Annotated in this window: 16 protein-coding genes; 13 read left to right on the top strand and 3 right to left on the bottom strand. The window is 40.6% G+C overall.

All coding sequences use genetic code 11. The annotated features are described in order from the left end of the window. Window positions 1–5 precede the first annotated feature (5 nt). Window positions 6–1,043, top strand: coding sequence for a pyridoxal phosphate-dependent aminotransferase (locus BLR54_RS00790; protein WP_090416324.1), 1,038 nt, complete (start codon window positions 6–8; stop codon window positions 1,041–1,043). Window positions 1,044–1,047: 4 nt separating this feature from the next. Here the strand turns inward: BLR54_RS00790 and BLR54_RS00795 are convergent, their stop codons facing one another. Further along, a complete protein-coding gene (locus tag BLR54_RS00795) occupies window positions 1,048–1,947 on the bottom strand; it encodes a tRNA modification radical SAM protein MnmL/YtqA (protein ID WP_090416325.1) in 900 nt (299 codons plus the stop codon). A 207-nt stretch (window positions 1,948–2,154) separates the two neighbouring features. Between BLR54_RS00795 and BLR54_RS00800 the strand changes: the two genes are divergently transcribed. From BLR54_RS00800 to gltA, 7 genes are all read left to right on the top strand, one after another. After that, window positions 2,155–2,577: a hypothetical protein gene (locus tag BLR54_RS00800; protein WP_090416326.1), complete on the top strand. Its 423-nt coding sequence runs from the start codon at window positions 2,155–2,157 to the stop codon at window positions 2,575–2,577. Window positions 2,578–2,839: 262 nt separating this feature from the next. Continuing rightward, window positions 2,840–4,963 (top strand): PTS sugar transporter subunit IIABC, encoded by a 2,124-nt coding sequence (locus tag BLR54_RS00805; RefSeq protein ID WP_090416327.1) that lies wholly within the window; start codon window positions 2,840–2,842, stop codon window positions 4,961–4,963. A 17-nt stretch (window positions 4,964–4,980) separates the two neighbouring features. Further along, window positions 4,981–5,814 carry a PRD domain-containing protein gene (locus BLR54_RS00810; RefSeq protein ID WP_090416328.1) on the top strand — a complete coding sequence of 278 codons (834 nt, stop codon included), beginning with the start codon at window positions 4,981–4,983 and terminating at the stop codon, window positions 5,812–5,814. Between the two features lie 166 nt (window positions 5,815–5,980). Further along, complete coding sequence (locus BLR54_RS00815; protein ID WP_090416329.1) at window positions 5,981–7,153, top strand: CobW family GTP-binding protein; 1,173 nt, start codon at window positions 5,981–5,983, stop codon at window positions 7,151–7,153. Between the two features lies 1 nt (window position 7,154). Next, entirely contained in the window at window positions 7,155–8,111 is a 957-nt protein-coding gene (locus BLR54_RS00820) for a TIGR03943 family putative permease subunit (RefSeq protein WP_090416330.1), read from the top strand. Window positions 8,112–8,391: 280 nt separating this feature from the next. Then, the gene (locus BLR54_RS00825) at window positions 8,392–9,282 is read left to right on the top strand and encodes a sulfide/dihydroorotate dehydrogenase-like FAD/NAD-binding protein (RefSeq protein WP_090416331.1); all 891 of its coding nucleotides are present in this window, start codon (window positions 8,392–8,394) and stop codon (window positions 9,280–9,282) included. Continuing rightward, window positions 9,282–10,670 (top strand): NADPH-dependent glutamate synthase, encoded by a 1,389-nt coding sequence (gene gltA, locus BLR54_RS00830; protein WP_090416332.1) that lies wholly within the window; start codon window positions 9,282–9,284, stop codon window positions 10,668–10,670. Before BLR54_RS00825 ends, gltA begins: the two co-directional genes overlap by 1 nt. A gap of 622 nt (window positions 10,671–11,292) precedes the next feature. On the opposite strand, the gene BLR54_RS15135 is transcribed toward gltA, so the two are convergent. After that, window positions 11,293–11,418, bottom strand: coding sequence for a hypothetical protein (locus tag BLR54_RS15135; RefSeq protein WP_255396668.1), 126 nt, complete (start codon window positions 11,416–11,418; stop codon window positions 11,293–11,295). Window positions 11,419–11,617: 199 nt separating this feature from the next. Between BLR54_RS15135 and BLR54_RS00835 the strand changes: the two genes are divergently transcribed. From BLR54_RS00835 to BLR54_RS00850, 4 genes are all read left to right on the top strand, one after another. Continuing rightward, entirely contained in the window at window positions 11,618–12,178 is a 561-nt protein-coding gene (locus BLR54_RS00835) for a TetR/AcrR family transcriptional regulator (protein WP_242871174.1), read from the top strand. After that, window positions 12,179–14,638: a glycoside hydrolase family 2 protein gene (locus BLR54_RS00840; protein ID WP_090416334.1), complete on the top strand. Its 2,460-nt coding sequence runs from the start codon at window positions 12,179–12,181 to the stop codon at window positions 14,636–14,638. 21 nt (window positions 14,639–14,659) lie between these two features. After that, the gene (locus BLR54_RS00845; RefSeq protein ID WP_090416335.1) at window positions 14,660–16,120 is read left to right on the top strand and encodes a DUF6937 domain-containing protein; all 1,461 of its coding nucleotides are present in this window, start codon (window positions 14,660–14,662) and stop codon (window positions 16,118–16,120) included. A 67-nt stretch (window positions 16,121–16,187) separates the two neighbouring features. Further along, the gene (locus BLR54_RS00850) at window positions 16,188–18,527 is read left to right on the top strand and encodes an alpha-galactosidase (RefSeq protein WP_176761814.1); all 2,340 of its coding nucleotides are present in this window, start codon (window positions 16,188–16,190) and stop codon (window positions 18,525–18,527) included. A gap of 131 nt (window positions 18,528–18,658) precedes the next feature. On the opposite strand, the gene BLR54_RS00855 is transcribed toward BLR54_RS00850, so the two are convergent. Beyond that, window positions 18,659–19,960: a chloride channel protein gene (locus tag BLR54_RS00855; protein WP_176761815.1), complete on the bottom strand. Its 1,302-nt coding sequence runs from the start codon at window positions 19,958–19,960 to the stop codon at window positions 18,659–18,661. Between the two features lie 73 nt (window positions 19,961–20,033). Here BLR54_RS00855 and BLR54_RS00860 point away from each other — a divergent pair, with 73 nt between their 5' ends. After that, window positions 20,034–20,960 carry a diacylglycerol/lipid kinase family protein gene (locus BLR54_RS00860; protein WP_090416336.1) on the top strand — a complete coding sequence of 309 codons (927 nt, stop codon included), beginning with the start codon at window positions 20,034–20,036 and terminating at the stop codon, window positions 20,958–20,960. Window positions 20,961–21,095 lie beyond the last annotated feature (135 nt).

The raw sequence follows: 21,095 nt of genomic DNA on the forward strand, positions 1-21,095 counted from the left end.
GTGACATGCATGGTGGAGACATCTATAGAAACAGTATAAGATTCGATTTTTCGGTAAACCTGAATCCTTTAGGGGTTCCTTCAGAGGTTCAATGGGTTCTTACTGAAGCGGCTCTTCACGCAAATAAATATCCAGATATTACTCATGAAAGCTTAATCAAAGAGACAGCTGAGCTTTTTGATGTTCATGAAGATAACATTGTTTATGGCAATGGTGCATCAGAGTTGATAATGGCTATTTGTCATAGTATTGCTCCTAAAAAAGCACTTATATTATCCCCTTGCTTTTCAGGTTATGAAACATGCTTGAGAGGGGCTATGCCAAAGTGTAAGATTTTTACACATTTATTATTGGAAGAAAATGATTTTGAGCTTCATCATGATTTTGTAGAAAAGATACAGGTGGAAAGACCAGACCTTGTATTTTTAACAAATCCTAACAATCCAAATGGAAAGTTAATTGATGGGGATTTGCTCCTTGATATTATTGAGGTTTGTGAAAAGGTGGATACCACTCTTGTTGTTGATGAATGTTTCTTGCCTCTTACTGGCAGGGATAATGAATATTCTCTGATCAGAAATATTCACAAGTACAAAAAACTGATTGTTCTTAGAGCTTTTACAAAGACCTATGCTATACCAGGTGTGAGATTAGGTTATGCTGTCTGTTCAAAGAAGTCTATTGCAGACGGGTTAAAGGGGCATCTTCCAGAATGGAATGTTTCAATATTTGCCCAGATGGCTGGCGCTGAGTGTCTGAAGCATAAAGACTATGTTGAGGAATCTAATAAGCTGATATATGAGGAACGTAAATTTTTGAAGGAAGGTTTGAAAAAGCTAGGAGCAAAGGTATACGGATCTGATGCAAACTTTATTCTGTTCAAATGTAATAATTATGCTTTAAAGGAGGCCCTTTTAGAATACAGTATTTTAATTAGGGATTGTTCTGATTATTACGGTTTGGAAAAAGGCTTCTACAGAATCGCTGTAAAGCAGCATAACGAAAACGAAGGGCTGTTGTCAGCCCTCGAGGATTTATTATAGGATATTATTGATAGTTAATTATATATTTTCGCATTGTATTCATAACAAGCTTCTTATTCCCGCTCCAAAGTGGTGCAATAAGAAGCTTTTTTGGTCCATCTCCCGTAAGACGGTGGATGACAGTTTCCTTTGGAAGAAGCTTTAGGCATTTACAGACAAGCTGACAGTATTCCTCCAGCTCATATATATGAAAGGGTTCATTCTTATATATTTCAGCAAGCTTGGTTCCTTCCAACACATGAAGAAGCTGGAGCTTAACTCCAAATAGGGTAGGAGTAAGCTTGGAAAGATAGGCTACTGTACCAAGCATATCTTCTTCTGATTCCCCAGGTAGACCAAGTATCACGTGAACTACCACCTTAAGACCAGCGTCAGTCAAACGCTTGTAAGTATCTTCAAAGACGCTTAGCTTATAGCCTCGATTAATATATGTGGCAGTATCTTCATTTATAGTTTGAAGGCCTAGCTCCACCCAAACCTCTTTATGTTTATTTACATTAGAAAGAAAGCTAATCATATCATCTGTGAGACAATCCGGCCTTGTCCCAATAGATAAACCTACAATCTCTGGATATTCCAAAACCTTGGAAAACATTGTCATAAGTCTATCTTGATCTCCATAGGTATTTGTAAAGGATTGAAAATAGGCAATGTATTTTCGTTCCGAGGCAGGTATCTTTGAGGAAATTTTATTATCGACTCTTTTTTTAGCGTCAGAGATTTGATTTTCTATACTTCCTGAGGTAGCGAAATCTCCTGAACCTCCTTCAGAGCAGAAGATACATCCTCCTGTGCTGATGGTGCCATCACGATTAGGACAGGTGCAACCGCTGGTGAGAGATAGTTTATATACTTTTGTGTTATATTTATCCTTAAGATAATCTGAAAGGGAAATGTAGGTCATAAGTTTTATTCCTTTATTTTTTTATTAGTATAACCTATTTTTATTGGTATATCTAAGTGATAGAATAATGTATAGATTCTTGTTTTTCCAGCAAGAAGTCATGAAAATATAAAACAAAAAACGGTTGACACCCTAAATGAAATGTTATATTATGTCTGAGGTTTTGCAAATGATAGTTTATTTATAACGTTTTACAGGAGCCGTATCATGATTACAATTCGTACACGTAGAAAGCTTGGAATGTTACAACACCAAATTGGTGGAAATAAAGAAGCCTCATTCGTAATAAGCCTTGGACAGAATTTTTTAGATTTTGTTGATAAGTATTCAGAGGATGAGTATTCAACAAATTCTGTTTTATATAAAAAGATAGAAGAGTTGGTGGAAGCTAAGGACTATAAAGCTTTGGAACATATATTTAAAACTATTCAGGTTTTTGGTACTTACGATCGAGTTTCTATGAAAACTATAAAATATAAAAACGTAAAATCAGCTGTAGGTCTCACCTATAATGGTACAGTTTTTGAGGGTTTTGATGAGGAAAAAGACGAACTTTCAAGGATTGTTGCACATACATGCAAGTTGTGTTCAGCGGTAGGAGATGAATACATGGAAAATATGCTCTCTTAAACGTTTTCGAAAATTTTAAAAAAAGTGTTGACATTGGTGGTTACTTTTGCTAAGTTATCATACGTAGTGTGTAACTTGTAACCAATCAAGGCACGAACTATGCATAAGTTATTTGTATTTATGTGTTGGTTCGTGTCTTTTTTTATGTTTTCCCATCAAAGGCATAAAAAAGACACAAATTTTACTTATTATGTAGAAATGCATCAGAGTAGAAGCCAATCGCATAGTACACAAACAATTTAATGTATAGGAGAAAAAACAAATGAAAGACAAAATTTTTGCAGTATTGCAGCGAGTTGGACGTTCATTCATGCTTCCAATCGCAATCCTTCCAGTAGCAGGTTTGCTTCTCGGAATCGGTGGTTCATTCACAAACACAACTATGCTTGAGACATACCACCTCACATCAGTTTTAGGCCCAGGTACAGTAGGAAACGCTATCCTTACTGTTATGAACGAGGCAGGTAACATTGTATTCGCTAACTTACCAATCATCTTTGCTATCGGTGTTGCAATTGGTATGGCAAAGAAGGAGAAGGAAGTAGCAGCTTTAGCAGCAGCTATCGCTTTCTTAATCATGCACGCTTCAATCGGCGCTATGATCACAATTCACGGCGGTCCAGAGGCAATGCTTGATGGTGCTACAACATCAGTTTGCGGTATCACTTCATTACAGATGGGTGTATTTGGTGGTATGATCGTAGGTCTTGGTGTAGCAGCTCTTCACAATAAGTATTATAAGATCCAGCTTCCACAGGTATTATCATTCTTCGGTGGTACAAGATTCGTTCCTATCATCTCTGGTTTGGTATACACAGCAGTTGGTATTTTAATGTTCTTCGTATGGCCATTCATTCAGCAGGGTATCGCAGCTGTTGGTGGTCTCGTAATGGAGTCCGGTTATGCAGGAACATGGATTTACGGTATCATGGAAAGACTTCTTATTCCATTTGGTCTTCACCATGTATTCTATCTTCCATTCTGGCAGACTTCACTCGGTGGTACACTCGAGGTTAACGGTCAGATGATCGAAGGTGCACAGAACATCTTCTTTGCACAGCTTGGTGCACAGAACACAATTGACCACTTTGCAGTATCAGCTACAAGATTCATGTCTGGTAAGTTCCCATTCATGATCCTTGGTCTTCCAGGTGCAGCTCTTGCTATGTACAGATGCGCACTTCCTGAGAAGAAGAAGGAAGTAGGAGGTCTTCTCCTTTCTGCAGCTCTTACATCAATGCTTACAGGTATCACAGAGCCAATCGAGTTCACATTCTTATTCGTAGCTCCAGCTCTTTACGGTATCCACTGCGTATTCGCAGGTGCATCATACATGCTTATGCACATTTTAGGTGTTGGTGTTGGTATGACATTCTCAGGTGGTCTTATCGACTTAATCCTCTTTGGTATTCTTCCTGGTAATGCTATGACATCATGGGTATGGATCCCAGTTGTTGGTGCAGGTTACTTCGTAGTTTACTATTTACTTTTCACATTCCTTATCAAGAAGTTCGATCTTAAGACTCCTGGTAGAGATGCAGATGAAGAGGTTAAGCTTTATAGACGTTCTGACTACAACGCAAAGAAGGAGTCTATGAACGACAACACTTCTGAGAAGATTTGTAACGGTCTTGGTGGTAAGGCAAACATCTCTGATGTTGACTGCTGTGCAACAAGACTTCGTGTAACTGTTCACAAGTCTGAGCTCGTTAACGATGCTATGCTTAAGGCAACTGGTGCTTCTGGTGTAGTTCACAAGGGTAACGGTGTTCAGGTTATTTATGGACCACACGTAACAATCATCAAGGCTAACCTTGAAGATTATCTTGAGACAGCTCCTAATGTTGAGTATAATGGAGCAAATGAGGCTGTAGCTGAGGAAGTTAAGGCTGAGGCAACAAACGAGCCAACAGGTAAGGTTGTTAAGACAGTTATCCTTGGTAGCCCAATCACAGGTGTTGCTGCTGACTTAGCAGAGACTCCAGACGATGTTTTCGCTCAGAAGATGATGGGCGACGGTGCAGTTGTAACTCCAAATGATGGAAAGGTTGTTGCACCTGCTGATGGTACAGTTGTATTTGTATTTGATACAAAGCACGCAATCGGTTTCAAGACAGATGATGATGTAGCTATGCTTCTTCACTTCGGTATTGATACAGTTAAGCTTAAGGGTGAAGGCTTTAATGTTCATGTAACAAATGGTCAGAAGGTAAAGAAGGGTGATGTTCTTATGGAGGCTGACTTAGATTTCATTTCTAAGAATGCACCATCAATCGCTACACCAGTTCTTTGCACTGAGCTTAAGAGCAATCAGAAGCTTCGTCGCGTAGGTGATGGAAATATTAATGCAGGAGAGGACTTACTCGCTGTAGACTTTTACGAGTAATCCTTAGGAGAGATTAGATGTATAGAGTCGAGAAGGTTCTAAATCATAATGCCTTAATCGGTATTCCAGAGAACACAACTCAAGAATACTTGATTTTAGGTAAGGGGATAGGGTTTGGAAAACATATTAGTGAGACAATTGAGGTCACTGATGAGCACAAAGTTTATTCACTTCAGGAATCCACAGAACGTGGTGACAAGAAGGAGTTAGCAACAAGTATTGACCCTGTATATCTTGAAATCGCTAATGAAATATTAGATGGAGCGGAGGCGGCATTCAAGGACATCGACAGAGATGTCCTGCTGCCTTTAGCAGACCATATTGAATTTGCAGTTAAACGAATTAAAAATAACGAGCAGCTTAAGAACCCCTTAACAGATGACATCAGAGTTTTATTCCATGCAGAGTTTAAGGTAGCTGAGGTAGCGAGAGATATTCTTGCTAAGAGACTTAATATAGCTATTTCTGATGATGAAATTGGGTACATTGCTCTTCATGTTCATTCTTCTATTATGGATCAGGCAGTTTCTCAGGCCATGCAGATGGCTGATGCTGTCAGACAGTGCGTAAAGATGGTAGAAGAGGAAACAGGTAAGCGCATTGATACACAATCTCTATCTTATAACAGGTTGCTCAACCATATTCGTTATATGATTGCAAGAACAGTTAAAGGCGAGGTTTTGAAGCTTGATATGAACGACTATATTAATGCCTCTGCCGCAAATTCATTTCAGGCAGCTACCAAGATTTGCAAAGAGCTTTCAAAGAGCTTGGGCAAAGATATTCATGATGCAGAGATTGGATATCTTGCTATGCACATCGAGAGGGTTGCATTAGATGAAATGGATTAAAAGTTTTTTTTAATCCCTAAAACAGTTCACTTATTTACGTATATTAACCCAATTGATATACATTTAAAGACAGTCTATTGCTAAATAGACTGTCTTTTTTGCTTTATCTGTGTTAAAATAATTAGTTGTGATTAGATAATATATTTGTCAAAAAGGAAGGTGTATTATGACAAAGATTGATATAATTTCAGGTTTCCTGGGCGCAGGTAAAACTACTTACATTAAAAAGATGCTCGAGGAAGCATACAAAGGTGAAAAGGTCGTTCTTATTGAGAACGAATTTGGCGAAGTTGGTATTGATGGTGGCTTTTTAAAGGATGCTGGCATCACAATTTCTGAAATGAATTCTGGATGTATTTGCTGTTCACTTGTTGGAGATTTTGATAAGAATCTTCACGAGGTACTTGAGAAGTTCTCTCCAGACAGAATTCTTATTGAGCCATCAGGTGTTGGTAAGCTTTCAGATGTTATGACATCTGTTATCAAGCTTGAAGAGACAGCTGATGTTAAGCTTTGTGGACTTGTTACAGTTGTAAACGCACTTAAGGCTTCAAAGCAGATGAAGGCTTTTGGCGAATTCTTCAACAACCAGATTGAGTTTGCAACAACAATCGTTCTTTCACGTTCACAGACAGCTACTGAGGATCAACTTGAGTTCTGCGTAAAGCAGATTCAGAAGTTTAATCCTAAGGCTGCTATCATTACAACTCCATGGGATGAAATCACTGGTGAAAAGCTCCTTTCTGTTATGGAGGGACAGGACAATCTTGCATCTGAAATGAAGCATCTTGCAGAAGAGGCTCATGAAGAGCACGAGCATGAACATCACCATGACCACGACCATGAGCACGAGGAGCATGAGCATCATCATCACGACCATGACCATGATGAGCATGAACATCATCACGATCATGAGCATGATGATCATGAGCATCATCATCACGACCATGACCATGATGAACACGAGCATCACCATCATGACCATGAGCACCATCACGAACATGGTGAGAACTGTACTTGTGGATGTCACGACCACGATCATGAGCATCATCACCATCATGCAGATGATGTATTTACTACATGGGGCAAAGAAACACCTCACAAGTTTGAGCGTGCAACAATCGAAAAGGCAATGAAGGCATTTGCTAAGACAACAGACTACGGCACAGTTATCCGTTCAAAGGGTATGGTTGAGGATGTCAACGGCGGATGGATCTACTTTGACTTTGTAGATGGAGAGTATGAGCTTAGAAGTGGCGAACCTGATTACACAGGACGTCTTGTAGTAATTGGTGCTGACATCGACGAGCACAAGATTGAAGAATTATTCGGAGTATAAAATGGCAAAAGATATACCAGTATACGTCTTTACTGGATTTATGGATAGTGGAAAGACCACTTTAATCCAGGAGACATTATTTGAAAATGATTTCGCTGCTGGTGGAGAGGATAAGATCCTTATTCTTTCCTGCGAAGATGGCGATGTTGAATATGATATTGAAAAGCTTAAGACAGTAAATGCTAAGGTAGCAACAATTGATTCAGAAGATGAATTCAATCTTGAGAACCTTACACGTATTTCCAAGGAGTATGATCCAGATGTTATCTTCCTTGAATACAATGGTACTTGGGGCGTAGACAAGATTTATGATGAGCCTCTTCCAGAAGGATGGGTGCCTGCTCAGAGTCTTGCAACAGTAGATGCTACCACATTTGAAAACTATCTTAATAATATGCGTACAATGATGATGGAGCAGCTTTTTAAGGCTGAGGTGGTTATTTTCAATCGCTGTACAGATGCTACTCCAAAGTCAAAGTTCCGTGGACAGATTAAGTCAATGAATCGTCCAGCTCAGATTGTTTACGAGAGAGCAGATGGCTCAATTGATGATTCTCCAGAGGAACTTCCTTTTGATATTAATGCAGATGTAATTGAGATTTCAGATGCAGATTATGCTCTTTGGTTCATGGATTGTATGGAAACACCAAAGAAGTATGATGGTAAAACAGTTCATTTCCTTGGTTTGGTTTATAATCCTAACGATGGAAAGCTTCGCAAGGATGTGTTTGTTCCAGGTAGATTCGCAATGACTTGTTGCGTTGAGGATATTCAGTTCCTTGGTATGAAGTGTAAATGGGACAAGGCTTCAACACTTGGACATCGTAGTTGGGTAGATATCACAGCAAAGATTAAGCTTGAATTCGCTAAAGAATATAAGGGCCGAGGCCCAGTTCTTTATCCGGTTAGCGTAAACCCAGCAGAAAAACCAGAGGATGAACTCGTATATTTTAGTTAATAACGTAAATAAAAAAGCTCCTCGTTAGCTTGCGAGGAGCATATTTATAGCTATTTGCAGCTACACAATGTTGGTGAGCGCGAGCAGGGAAGAATCATGCCAAGCATGGGAGGGACCTACACCGGCGGGTGGGGCCCATGCTTGAGTATGAGGGGTGCCCTGCGGGAGCATGGAAGATATGGGGCTGTAAATAGGTTTTTTATGCACTTTAACACTTTACAAAACTAAAGAAATGTTATAAATTATTAGAAATTGGTTTAAAAGGGAAGGAGTCTATTTTATGTATCCAATCGTAAAGAAGGAAAAGCTTTCGGACAAGATTTTCCTTATGGTAGTAAAGGCACCACGCGTTGCAGCTGGTTGTCTGCCAGGACAGTTTATTATTGTAAAGATTGATGAGGAGGGTGAACGTATTCCTCTTACAATTTGTGATTACGATAGAGCAGAAGGAACAATCACAATCGTGTTCCAGACTGTTGGCGCATCAACAGAGCGTATGGCTAATCTTAACGAGGGCGATGCTTTTGCAGATTTCGTAGGTCCACTTGGTCAGCCTTCAGAGCTTTGCCTTGAGGAAGACCTTGAAGAGACAAAGAAGAAGAGTATCGTATTCATCGCTGGTGGTGTAGGTACAGCACCTGTATATCCACAGGTTAAGTGGCTTAAGGAACACGGTGTTAAGACTACTGTTATTATTGGCGCACGTTCAAAGGATATCCTTTTCTATGAGGATGAGATGCGTGAAGTTGCAGATGAGCTTTATCTTGCAACAGATGATGGAAGCTACGGTTTCCACGGAAATGGTTGCCAGCAGCTTCAGGCACTTGTAGATTCTGGCAAGAAGTATGATCATTGCGTAGCAATTGGTCCTATGATTATGATGAAGTTTGTATGTCTCCTTACAAAGGAGCTTGGTATTCCTACAGTTGTTTCTATGAACCCAATCATGGTTGATGGAACTGGTATGTGTGGAGCTTGCCGTCTTGTAGTTGGCGACGAAGTTAAGTTTGCTTGTGTTGATGGCCCTGAGTTCGACGGACACCTTGTTGATTTTGATCAGGCTATGGCTAGAGCAAAGCAGTACAAGACAGAAGAAGGCAGAGCACTTCTTAAGCAGCAGGAAGGCGATACTCACCACGGCGGATGTGGAAATTGTGGAGGTGACAAGTAATGGGAGACGTATTAGTTAGAGTACCTATTTCAGAGCAGGATCCTAAGGTTCGTGCAACAAACTTTGAAGAGGTTTGTCTTGGATATACAGAAGAAGAGGCAGTAGAAGAGGCAGGACGTTGCCTTAATTGTAAGAAGCCTATGTGTGTAGGCGGCTGTCCAGTTTCTATTAATATTCCTGCATTTATCGAGCAGGTTAAGAATCGTAACTTTGAGAGAGCTTATGAGATTATCTCTGAGTCTTCAGCTCTTCCAGCAGTTTGCGGTCGTGTTTGTCCACAGGAGTCACAGTGCGAAGGCAAGTGTATCCGTGGTATCAAGGGCGAGGCTGTTGCAATTGGAAAGCTTGAGCGTTTCGTTGCTGACTGGGCTCGCGAGAATGGAATTAAGCCAAAGAACACATCTACACCAAACGGACACAAGGTAGCTGTTATTGGTTCAGGCCCTTCAGGTCTTACAGCAGCTGGAGACCTTGCAAAGCTTGGTTATGATGTTACTGTATTTGAGGCCCTTCACGAGATGGGTGGTGTGCTTGTTTATGGTATCCCAGAATTCCGTCTTCCAAAGGACAAGGTAGTTAAGGCTGAGGTTGAGAACGTAAAGGCTCTCGGCGTTAAGTTCGAAAAGAACGTTATCATTGGTCGTTCAATTACAATTGATGAGCTTATGGAGCAGGAAGGCTTCGAGGCTGTATTCATCGGTTCAGGTGCTGGTCTTCCTATGTTTATGCACATTCCTGGAGAGCAGGCTAACGGTGTATTCTCAGCAAACGAATACCTTACACGTAACAACCTTATGAAGGCTTTCAAGGAAGGCTATGATACACCAATCGCACGCGGCAAGAAGGTCGTAGTTGTTGGTGGTGGTAACGTAGCTATGGATGCTGCTCGTACAGCACTTCGTCTTGGTGCAGAGGTACACGTTGTATACCGTCGTTCAGAGGCTGAGCTTCCTGCAAGAGCAGAAGAAGTTCATCACGCTAAGGAAGAGGGCGTTATCTTTGATCTCCTTCAGAATCCTGTTGAAATCCTTGTTAACGAGGAAGGTTCAGTTCGTGGATGTAAGGTTATCAAGATGGAGCTTGGTGAGCCTGATGCTTCAGGACGTCGTCGTCCAGTTGAAATACCAGGTTCAGAGTACGAAATCGAGTGTGACACAGTTATCATGTCTCTTGGTACATCTCCAAACCCACTTATTTCAAGCACAACAGTTGGACTTGATACAAACAAGAAGGGTTGCCTCATTGCTACAGAGCAGGGCGCAACAACAAAAGATGCCGTATTTGCCGGCGGTGATGCCGTAACAGGTGCCGCAACAGTTATCCTCGCCATGGGCGCAGGAAAGACTGCCGCAGCAGCCATCGACGAATACTTCAAGTCTAAAAACTAATTTCAAACATTCATGGCCCCGTTTACCGGGGCCTTTTTTGCGCCCTTAAATTTATTCTTACAGTGGCCACACCTCTATATTTTCTGCTTGTTAGCCCCTCCCTACAGTATCCACTAGCTACACCTCCCTCTATGACATTTGAGCGAAATTATAGATTTTCTTAATACTGCAGGTGGAGCTTTTATAAGTGTCTTTTCATTGGTTTTGCACTTCGAAGCTACTGTATGTATGGCTCAGACACCGGTAAGTTTTTATAATGCGCTCTATTAGAGGATATACCTATCAGTTGTTTCCATACTCCATTTACTAAGCGCATTCCAAATTCCAACAACTGATAGGTATATCCTCTGATAGAGCGCATTTCTAATAATAGAGTGTGTCTGAGCCATACAAACAGTAGCGATAGAAGTGCAAAGAATTGAAAAGACACTTATCAATAAGAAAGTGACACGCAGTATTTAGAAAATCATAATTTCGTGATTGCATAGAGGGAGGTGTAGCTAGTGGATACTGTAGGGAGGGGCTAATATAGATTACATAGAGGTGTGGCCACTGATGTAGTAACTGAAAGGGCGCAAAAAACGACCACCAAATGGGTGGCCGTGAATGTTTGGGTTAATTTTTAGTACTGTCCAAATGCGTATTTGAAGAAGGATACTGGCTCCTTACCTTCGTTTTTCATCTTTTGGCAATACTTCTCATAATCGGAATAAATTGTGTACATTGTGAATGATACTTCTTCGAACATTCTTTTTCCTCCTTTATCTTTCTTCTTCTTCTCTACCTGCATATCTTAACAGCGGATTTGTGATTTGTCAACAAAACGAATGTTGACAAATTGTGAAAAATCAACAAACCTATTTATATTGAGTTAGTTTCCATTGTTGTGTTAAAATGAGTAACAGGAAACTAGATGCATATCTTGGAGTTTTTTAGGAGAGATAAATATGAACGAAAGAATATTAGAGGGAGCCTTAAGCGTTTTCAAGAAAAAAGGCCCAAAATTTACGATGGATGACATTGCTGCTGAATTGAAGATGAGCAAGAAAACCATTTATACAGTCTTTAATGACAAGAACGAATTGATGTGTGAAATGGTTGATTATGCTTTTGATTTGATTAAGGCTGCTGAGGATAAAATATATCAGGATAATTCCTTGTCGACAGTAGATAAAATCAGAGGTATTCTTGCGGTGTTGCCTGAGAATTATTACGGCTTTGACTTTAGTGCGATGCAACAGCTTGGTGAGAAGTATCCTATGGCATACGAAAAGCTTACCAGTCGTATCGAAAGTGGATGGGAGAAGACTTACGAGCTTATCAAAATTGGCTCTGAGGATGGAAATGTTAAGGTTGTTAATTACGAAATCTTCAAGCTTATATATGAATCAAGCGTTGAGCGTTTATTAATGGGAGATTTCTTAAAGAAAAATAAGATTGATTATCCTACTGCATTGAAACTCGTTGTTGATGTTATGGTTGATGGCATTATTATAAAGGGAAAATAAATGGCTCAAAGAATATACTTAGACAGAAAATGGCGTTTTAATAAAGAATTTAGTGAGGATATGATAAATTCACCAATGGAAAAATCTACCTTGGTGAATCTTCCTCATTCAGTTGTAGAAACTCTACTTTCGTATTTTGATGAAAGCATTTATCAGATGGTAAGTGGATATCAAAAAAGTATCTTTGCTCCTACCCAGTGGGAGAATCAGCTGGTTTCATTGGTGTTTGAGGGTGTGGGGCATTCTTGTGATGTTTATGTAAATGGCAAACATCTTAAGCATCACGACTGTGGTTATACGGCCTTTTCTATGGATATTACTAAGGTTTTAAAGTACGGAGAGGAAAACCTTATCACTGTAAAGGTGGATTCTAGAGAGACCTTGAACCAGCCGCCTTTTGGTTATGTTATTGATTACATGACCTATGGTGGTATTTATAGAGATGTGTATTTTGAGGTGAAAGAGAAGATTCACTTCAAAGATGTTCATATCCAGCCTTCATTATTGGAGCGTGTTAGCACTAGCAAGCGCACTCCTAAGCAAATAAAGATGATGAACGTTCAGGGTATTATCAAGACCGAGTGCTCTATGCCAAAGCGAATCTATAAGCTGGTGGCAGCTGAGCGTGTGTTCATTAGACAATACCTTGATGATAGCTTGCTTATTTCGCAGCCGGTGGGTGGTCTTGAAGAGAGAGAGGACGGATATTATCTCAGCCTTACAAGTGCTCCATCCACGGTAAAGCTTTGGGATGTGGAAAGTCCATCCCTTTACACGGTTAAGACTCAGCTTTTGGTGGATGATAAGGTTATCGATGAGGATACTGTTACAGTTGGTTTCAGAAGCTCTGAGTTCAGGAAAAACGGCTATTTCCTTAATGGACGACGATTAAAGCTTCGTGGCTTGAACAGACATCAGTCTTATCCTTATGTGGGATATGCTATGCCAGAGTCTATGCAGAGATTGGATGCCAAGATTCTCAAGGAAGAATTGGCGTTGAATGCGGTCAGAACCTCCCATTATCCTCAGTCTCATTATTTCTTGGATGAGTGTGATAAGCTTGGCCTTTTAGTGTTTACCGAGATTCCTGGCTGGCAGCATATAGGTGATGAAAGCTGGCAGGATATTGCGGTTAAAAACACTGAAGAAATGGTGATTCAGTATCGCAATCATCCTTCAGTAATTCTTTGGGGAGTTCGTATAAACGAATCTCCTGATAATGATAAGTTCTATGCCAGAACTAACGAGGTGGCGCATAAGTTTGATCCTACCAGACCTACAGGTGGTGTACGGTGCATCGCTAAGAGTTCTTTGTTGGAGGATGTTTATACCTACAACGACTTTGTTCATTCGGGAAAGAATAAGGGCTGCGCAAAGAAGGCAGACATTACTTCTGATGAAGAAAAGCCATATTTGATTAGCGAATACAATGGACATATGTATCCAACAAAGCCTTTTGACGATGAGGAGCAGCGTCAGGAGCACGCAATAAGACATGCCAATGTACTTGATGCAATTGCTGCGGAGCCTGATATTTCCGGTGGCTTCGGTTGGTGCATGTTTGATTACAACACTCACAAGGATTTTGGTTCTGGAGATAGAATTTGCTATCACGGTGTGATGGATATGTTTAGAAATCCAAAGCTTGCAGCATCAGTGTACGCAGCATTTTCAGATACTGAAACGGTGCTAGATGTTACCACAAGCTTTGATATTGGCGAGCATCCTGCTTGCAACCGTGGAAAGTCATACATTATTAGCAATGCAGATTCTGTGAAGATGTACAAGAACGATGTTCTTATAAAGGAATATTTCCCTACAGACAGTAGCTTTGAGAATCTGAAGCATGGTCCTATTCTTATAAATGATTTTGTGGGGGATGCAGTTGAAACAGACGGTGAATTTACAAAGGGCCAGGCGAAGCTTATAAAAAGAGCCTTGAATGAGGTTACTCTCAAGGGCTTTAGACCAACACCTACCTTGGCATGGCTGGCCTTTAGACTTGTGGTACTTCATAGGGTAAATCCTAAAAAGGCTGTTTCCATCTACAACAAATTTATAGGTGATTGGGGTGGAGAGTCTAGAGAATACAAGTTTGAAGCTATCAAAAATGGTGAGGTAGTGAAGACTGTGACAAAGGCGGCGGTTACCAGTGCTCATATAGAGGTAAAGCCTAGTCACACATTGCTTACAGAACTTCATACCTACGATGTAGCAAATATTAGAATTAGAATAGTTGATCAAAATGATAATCAGCTTTTCTATTTCACAAGACCAGTATCCTTTGCGGTTGAGGGGCCGTTCGAGATTGTTGGTCCAAAGGTGGTAACTCCAGCTGGTGGAGCCACAGGTGTTTATATCAAATCAATAGGAGAGGACGGAGACGGAAAGCTTACTATCAGCTGCGAAGGTCTTGAAACAGTGACAATAAGCCTTTCTGTGGAATGTCTTACAAAATAATTATTAAAGGGTGAAATATCAATGGATAGAAGTAAAGTTATATTTGGAAACAAGATTTCAGACAGAGATTACAAAAAAGCTTGTAAGGCAAAGGACAAGTTTATTAAGAAATATGGGGATGATTCCAATGTGGATTACAATATGGTCATCGAAAAGAATAGCCATATTGGTGATTCTCTAGGCGTTTATGATGTGCTTTTGAAGGACGGAGAATCAAAGGAGCAGTTCGACCTTGAAAAGGGAATCATTGTTGGCAATATCCGTATGGGATTTGGCCACTACCGTATTTCTATGGCTATGGCATCTGCAGCAAAGGCGATGGGATATACTCCATACTGGATGGATTTAAATGGATATCCACAGACCACTTGCACAAAGATTATTAGCTATCAGAATTATTTGTATTCTCTTGGTTCTAGACTTTCTAAGAACAAGCTTTTTAATAAGCTTGTGTGGGAACCTACAAACTACGAAACCTTTAGACAGCTTACCTACAATGCCAACGACCAGAAGGCAGCTGAGCTTATGGCTAACGTATACAAAAAGGTACCAAAGGAGATTCCTGTTATTGGTACACACGTATGGCCTGCTCAGGCAGCAATTCATGCAGGAATGAAGCATGTTGTAAACGCAATTCCTGACAACTGGCCAATGGCTCTTCATTTCGCTGAAGGTTCTGTTCACACTATTCAGTGTAAAAATGCCTATATGGGCTATCGAATCTGTAACGGAATGAATAAAAAGGCTGTCTGCAATCCAATGCCAAATGATGATTTGGTATATACAGGTCACTATATTGATCACGAGTTGGTTAGCAACATAGAGGCAGATTGTGCTGCTCGTCTTGCCAGAAAAGAAAATGGTAAGCCAATGCGTTTTCTTCTTACTATCGGTGGAGCAGGTGCTCAGAAAGAGATTTTTGCAGCTATAATCAAGTATCTTCTTCCTGCAATTAAGGCTGAGAAGGCTGCTTTATATGTAAACGTAGGTGATTATAAAAATGTTTGGGATGAGCTTTGCAACGAGCTTCCAGAAATGAAGAGCGTTTCCGCAGAGCACTTCGACAATTTTGATGAAACTACAAAGTTTGCAGAGGATGCACTTACAGGTGATGTAGCAGGTATTCATGGATTTTATCATGCAAACATTTTCGAGGCTGTATACTGCACAAACCTTCTTATGAGAAGCTGTGATGTGCTTGTTACAAAGCCTTCAGAGTTGGCTTTTTATCCAGTTCCAAAGCTTTTTATTAAGCGTGTAGGCAAGCACGAGATGTGGGGTGCTATTCACGCGGCAGAAATGGGAGATGGCACCTTGGAGTGCAGAGATATTCCTCATACACTTCAAATGATAGACTTGTTTATGCAGGATGATAGACTTCTCATAGATATGTGCGAAAGCATCCTTCAAAACAAAAAGGTTGGCCTTTATGATGGAGCATATAAGGTTGTTGAGCTTGCAATGGGGCTCAAAACAATATAATAGAGTTTGAAAATATAATGTATTAGACTTTTTATACTACTAGCAATAACTACTTGGAGGTTTTTTCATGATTCGAACTTTTGAAAATAAAGTTTTTTTACTTAATACAAACAACACATCCTATGCCTTTAAGGTAATGGAGACAGGACAGCTTGAGCATCTTTATTATGGCTCTCTTATAAACGAGGAGGAGCCATGGAATCTTGCGGAGAAAAGAGCTTTTGCGCCAGGCAATACTGTTACCTACAATCCTGAGCATCCTGAGCTTACATTGGAGGATGTTAGGCTTGAAATGTCGGCCCTTGGAAAGGGAGATTACAGAGAGCCTATGGTAGAGGTGGTTTGCCAAGACGGCAGCTCTACTTTGGATTTTGTATATGATAGCTATGAGATAATTGCAGGAAAGCCAGAGCTTAAGACATTACCAAGTTCATATTATGAAATTGGTAATGTTGAGACTTTAAATATCACCTTAAAAGACAAGAACCACGGTTTTACACTTGTGCTTTCTTATTCAGTATTTGCAGACTGCGACGTTATTACAAGAACTGCCAAGTTTATTAATACTAGCGATGCCACTGTAAAGCTTACTCGTATGATGTCACTTCTTATGGATTTTGATCAGGCAGGTATGAAGATTACCTCCTTCCACGGTAGCTGGACACGAGAGATGAACAAATCAGATATGATTCTTCCTGCTGGAAAGTATGTAAATTCATCCTTTACAGGCACTAGCTCCAATAGAACAAATCCTTTGTTTATTATCTCAGAGGCAGATTCCAGCGAGACTGCAGGCGAGGTGTTTGGTTTCAATCTTTTATATTCTGGAAATCATTATTCAGCAACTGAGGTTAGCCCTTGGAACAAGACAAGAGTTGTTTACGGAATAAATCCTCAAAACTTCTCTTGGACCTTGGAACCATCTGATGAGTTTGAGGCTCCAGAGGCTGTAATGACTTTCTCAGGCCAGGGCTTTAGACAGATGAGTTTAAACATGCACGATTTCGTTCGTGAGCATATTACCCGTGGCAGCTGGAAGGATAAGGAACGTCCTATTCTTATTAACAGCTGGGAGGCTTCTTATTTTGATTTCACAGAAAGCTCTCTTGTGAAGCTTGCAAAGACAGCAAAGAACACTGGCGTTGAGCTTTTTGTTATGGATGATGGTTGGTTTGGCCAGCGTAATGATGACAAACATGCTCTTGGAGATTGGGATATTGTAAACACCAAGAAGCTTCCAGGAGGCTTGGCTGGCTTATCTAAAAAGATTAATGATCTTGGGCTTATGTTTGGCCTTTGGGTGGAGCCTGAGATGATTAATGTGGATAGTGAGCTTTATAAAAAGCATCCAGAGTGGGCAATTGATATTCCAGGTATGGACCATGCTGAAGGTCGTAATCAGCGCTTGCTTGACCTTTGTAATCCAGAGGTTGTTGACTACATGATTGAGCGTATGAGTGAGGTGTTCTCTACACCGGGCTTATCCTATATTAAATGGGATATGAATCGTACCTTCTCAGATTACTATTCAAAATATCTTCCTGCAGAAAAACAGCAGGAGGTAGGTCATAGATATGTTCTTGGTTTCTACAGGATGCTCAAGACTTTGGCAGAACGATTCCCAGAGATTCTCATGGAGGGATGTGCTGCTGGTGGAAACCGTTTTGATCTTGGCGCACTATGTTACTTCCCACAGATTTGGGGTAGTGACAATACAGATGCTGCTAGCAGACTTGTAATTCAAAATGGATACTCTTATGGATATCCACAGAGCACCTACACTGCTCATGTATCTGCATGTCCAAACCATCAGACTCTTAGAGTCACACCTCTTGAGAGCCGCTTTGCAGTAGCAAGCTTTGGTGTTCTTGGCTACGAGCTTAATCTTAATGATGCAAAGTCTGAGGATATAGCAGCTGTAAAGGCTCAGATTGAGCTTTATAAGGAATACAGAAGAGCGCTTCAGTTTGGAGATTTCTATCGTCATATGGATGGAAATATTTATGAATGGAGCATTGTTTCAAAGGATAAAGCTACAGCTGTAACAATGCTTATGCAAAAAGAGATTAAGGCTGGAGAACAGTACTTAAGAATAAAACAAGCTGGCCTTGATGAAGCCAGCAAGTATCATTTCTTTGGACGAAAGCTTGAGTACAATCTCAAAGGCTTTGGAGATTTGGTAAATACAGTGGCACCAGTGCATGTAAAGCAGGATGGCTTGCTTCACAACGTAATTGCCAAGTTTGTAAAGATGCCTGGAGAGTGCGAAGACTTCGTAGCTAGCGGGTCAACACTAAACAATGCAGGTGTGAAGCTTGCACAGTCCTTCGTAGGTACCGGCTACAACGAAAACGTGCGCTACTTCCCAGACTTCGGAGCTCGACTATATTTTACAGAAAAGCTATAGGCAACATTTATAGTAATACTAAGCTCCCGCAGGCCACCTTCCATATCCTCATGGGCCCTCCCGCCGGCGTGGGACCCACCCATGAGGTATGGAGCCTTCCTGCTCGCGCTTAAGTAGACTGTGAGTGTTGCCTATTGAACCTTCTTGTCAATGTAGTTACTTTTATATTTACTGTAAACTATTTTCTGGGCGCGGTAGAGTCCGGAGTATCCGGATACCCAGTATGCGAAGGCTACTGCCAAAAGGAAGTAAGGCATTGCGTCGTACCCGAAGAGCTCGAAGCAGATTAGTAGGCTGGAGATTGGGCAGTTGGTGACGCCACAGAAAAGAGCACCCATACCTACTGCAGCCATCAGTGGTGCTGGAAGTCCAAGGGTTGGACCCATGGCAGCGCCAAAGGTTGCACCTATAAATAAAGTTGGAACGATTTCGCCACCCTTATATCCGCAGGATAGTGTGAGGGTGGTGAATATTATTTTAAGCAAAAATACCTGTAAGCCGATGGTGGCGCCAGTAAAGCAGGATTCAATGATTGCTGTACCTGTGCTGTTGTAGTTTTGAGAGCCTACAATAAGAGTCAAAAGTAACACTGATGAACCACCTACTAAAGCTTTAATATAAGGGTTTGTTAATTTTCCGCTTAAGAATTCTTCGTATTTGTGTAGGCAAGTGCAGAAAACAATAGAAACAAATCCGCATAAAACTGCAAAGATACAAATTAAGACTGCATTCTTAATGTTGAAAGCTGGGATAACAGATATAAGGTAATCCTCAGCTTCAAGACCTAAGTAGCTAGCCACTGAACGAGCAACCAAAGAGGAGATAACACAAGGAACTAGTGCTGCGTAGTGCATGATACCTACAGAGATAACCTCCATGGAAAAAATGGCTGCAGCCATTGGAGTGCCAAAAAGAGCAGAAAAGGCTGCGCTCATGCCGCACATAATCATTGTTTTCTTATCGGTTTCGTTTAGACGAAGGCCTCGTCCAATACCATTTCCGATGGCACCACCCATCTGAAGAGCTGCTCCTTCTCGGCCAGCGGAACCACCCACAAGGTGTGTGATAAGAGTTGCAATAAAGATAAGTGGAGCAAGTCTAAAAGGAAGTTTTGTGCTAGATTGGATTGCAGCGATAACAGTGTTTGTTCCGCTGTCTTTTTCCTTTAGGACGTGCTTGTATATAAAGGTGATTAAAATAGCGCCTACTGGAAGAAAATATATAAGCCAAGGATTGGTGGTACGTGTTTTAATAACAAATCTCATGGCTAGTCCAAAAGCAGAGGCAAAAGCTCCAACTGCCAGGCCAACAATAATAGCAGCTAAAGTCCAAGAAACTACAGAAAGGGCTCGTTGGCTGTTGTGATCTAATTTGTGTACTGCTTTTTTCTTAAAATCTTCGTTAATATAATTTCTGTTATTCTCGTTAAACATATATTGGACCTTTCTTCAACAAAGTTACCTATTATGCTATCATTTAACTATATTATAGAAAAGGATTTTCGTTATGAAAAATGTTTTTATTGTAAACAAAGCATCTCGTACGGGAAAGGCTGCTGAGATTTGGCAGGAGCTTGAGGATTACCTGAAATCAAATCACATAGAATATCAAGCTTTTGTTACAAAAGGGGCAGGCCATGCCACAGAAATTGCAAGGGAGGCTACCTCGAAAGGGGAGAAGGTAGCTTTATTTGTAATGGGTGGCGATGGCACTCTTAATGAAGCTTTAAATGGAATAATGGATTTTGAAAACACCTTTTATACTCCGCTTCCATCAGGCTCAGCAAATGATTTTGTTTTAGGAATCGGTCTAGAGGGTTCACCTCTTGATATATTAAAGAGAGCTCTTGATAGCGAAGAATATAAGGCTTACGACGTTGGAAAAGCTATATTTGAAGGAGGAGAGAGGCTTTTTGGGGTTAGCTCTGGAATAGGTGTGGATGCCTATGTTTGTCTTCAGGCTTTGGATAGCAAACTTAAGAGATTCCTTAATAAGTTTGGACTAGGCTCAGCCACCTATAGCCTTCTTACTGTGGGAGATATTTTTACCATGCCTTTTTCCGATGCTCATATAACATCCTGGTTTCAGGGACAAAAGAGTGAGTTTGATGTGAAGGGAACCATCTTCGCGGCTGCTATGAATTGTAGAGCGGAGGGGGGCGGAGTGCCAATGGCACCAAAGGCCACTCCTGATTCTGGATATCTTACAGCTTTTTATGCCCACGATATCAGTCGACTGAAATGTTTTGCCTTACTGCCGTTTCTTGTTGCAGGTAAGCATGAGGGTAAGGGCGGTTTTGATTTATTGAATTTTGACAAAATTCACATCAAAATGAAAAAGAGTATGTGCGTCCATGCAGACGGCGAACATCTGGGATTCTTTGATGAAATAACCTTTGAATGTATGCCTAAGGTGTTGAAAATCAGGGGATGATATAAATACAACTCAATCAGATACTCAAAAAAGTTTCACAATTGGTTCATTGTTATTTATTAGGCAAATGTTTATAATAAAAACTGGAGTAAAGAGAAATAGTTTCTCTAAAATAAATAATTAATAAGGAGGAGA

The sequence above is a fragment of the Pseudobutyrivibrio sp. YE44 genome (assembly GCF_900104335.1).
Classification (GTDB): Bacteria; Bacillota; Clostridia; order Lachnospirales; family Lachnospiraceae; genus Pseudobutyrivibrio.

Excerpts from the sequence above, each read along its gene's own strand:
- BLR54_RS00850 (WP_176761814.1), top strand. The coding sequence starts at position 16,188 with ATGATTCGAACTTTTGAAAATAAAGTTTTTTTACTTAATACAAACAAC.
- BLR54_RS00835 (WP_242871174.1), top strand. The coding sequence starts at position 11,618 with ATGAACGAAAGAATATTAGAGGGAGCCTTAAGCGTTTTCAAGAAAAAA.
- BLR54_RS00805 (WP_090416327.1), top strand. The coding sequence starts at position 2,840 with ATGAAAGACAAAATTTTTGCAGTATTGCAGCGAGTTGGACGTTCATTC.
- BLR54_RS00860 (WP_090416336.1), top strand. The coding sequence starts at position 20,034 with ATGAAAAATGTTTTTATTGTAAACAAAGCATCTCGTACGGGAAAGGCT.
- gltA (WP_090416332.1), top strand. The coding sequence starts at position 9,282 with ATGGGAGACGTATTAGTTAGAGTACCTATTTCAGAGCAGGATCCTAAG.
- BLR54_RS00790 (WP_090416324.1), top strand. The coding sequence starts at position 6 with ATGCATGGTGGAGACATCTATAGAAACAGTATAAGATTCGATTTTTCG.
- BLR54_RS00815 (WP_090416329.1), top strand. The coding sequence starts at position 5,981 with ATGACAAAGATTGATATAATTTCAGGTTTCCTGGGCGCAGGTAAAACT.
- BLR54_RS00825 (WP_090416331.1), top strand. The coding sequence starts at position 8,392 with ATGTATCCAATCGTAAAGAAGGAAAAGCTTTCGGACAAGATTTTCCTT.
- BLR54_RS00855 (WP_176761815.1), bottom strand. The coding sequence starts at position 19,960 with ATGTTTAACGAGAATAACAGAAATTATATTAACGAAGATTTTAAGAAA.
- BLR54_RS00795 (WP_090416325.1), bottom strand. The coding sequence starts at position 1,947 with ATGACCTACATTTCCCTTTCAGATTATCTTAAGGATAAATATAACACA.
- BLR54_RS15135 (WP_255396668.1), bottom strand. The coding sequence starts at position 11,418 with ATGTTCGAAGAAGTATCATTCACAATGTACACAATTTATTCCGATTAT.
- BLR54_RS00845 (WP_090416335.1), top strand. The coding sequence starts at position 14,660 with ATGGATAGAAGTAAAGTTATATTTGGAAACAAGATTTCAGACAGAGAT.
- BLR54_RS00810 (WP_090416328.1), top strand. The coding sequence starts at position 4,981 with ATGTATAGAGTCGAGAAGGTTCTAAATCATAATGCCTTAATCGGTATT.
- BLR54_RS00800 (WP_090416326.1), top strand. The coding sequence starts at position 2,155 with ATGATTACAATTCGTACACGTAGAAAGCTTGGAATGTTACAACACCAA.
- BLR54_RS00820 (WP_090416330.1), top strand. The coding sequence starts at position 7,155 with ATGGCAAAAGATATACCAGTATACGTCTTTACTGGATTTATGGATAGT.
- BLR54_RS00840 (WP_090416334.1), top strand. The coding sequence starts at position 12,179 with ATGGCTCAAAGAATATACTTAGACAGAAAATGGCGTTTTAATAAAGAA.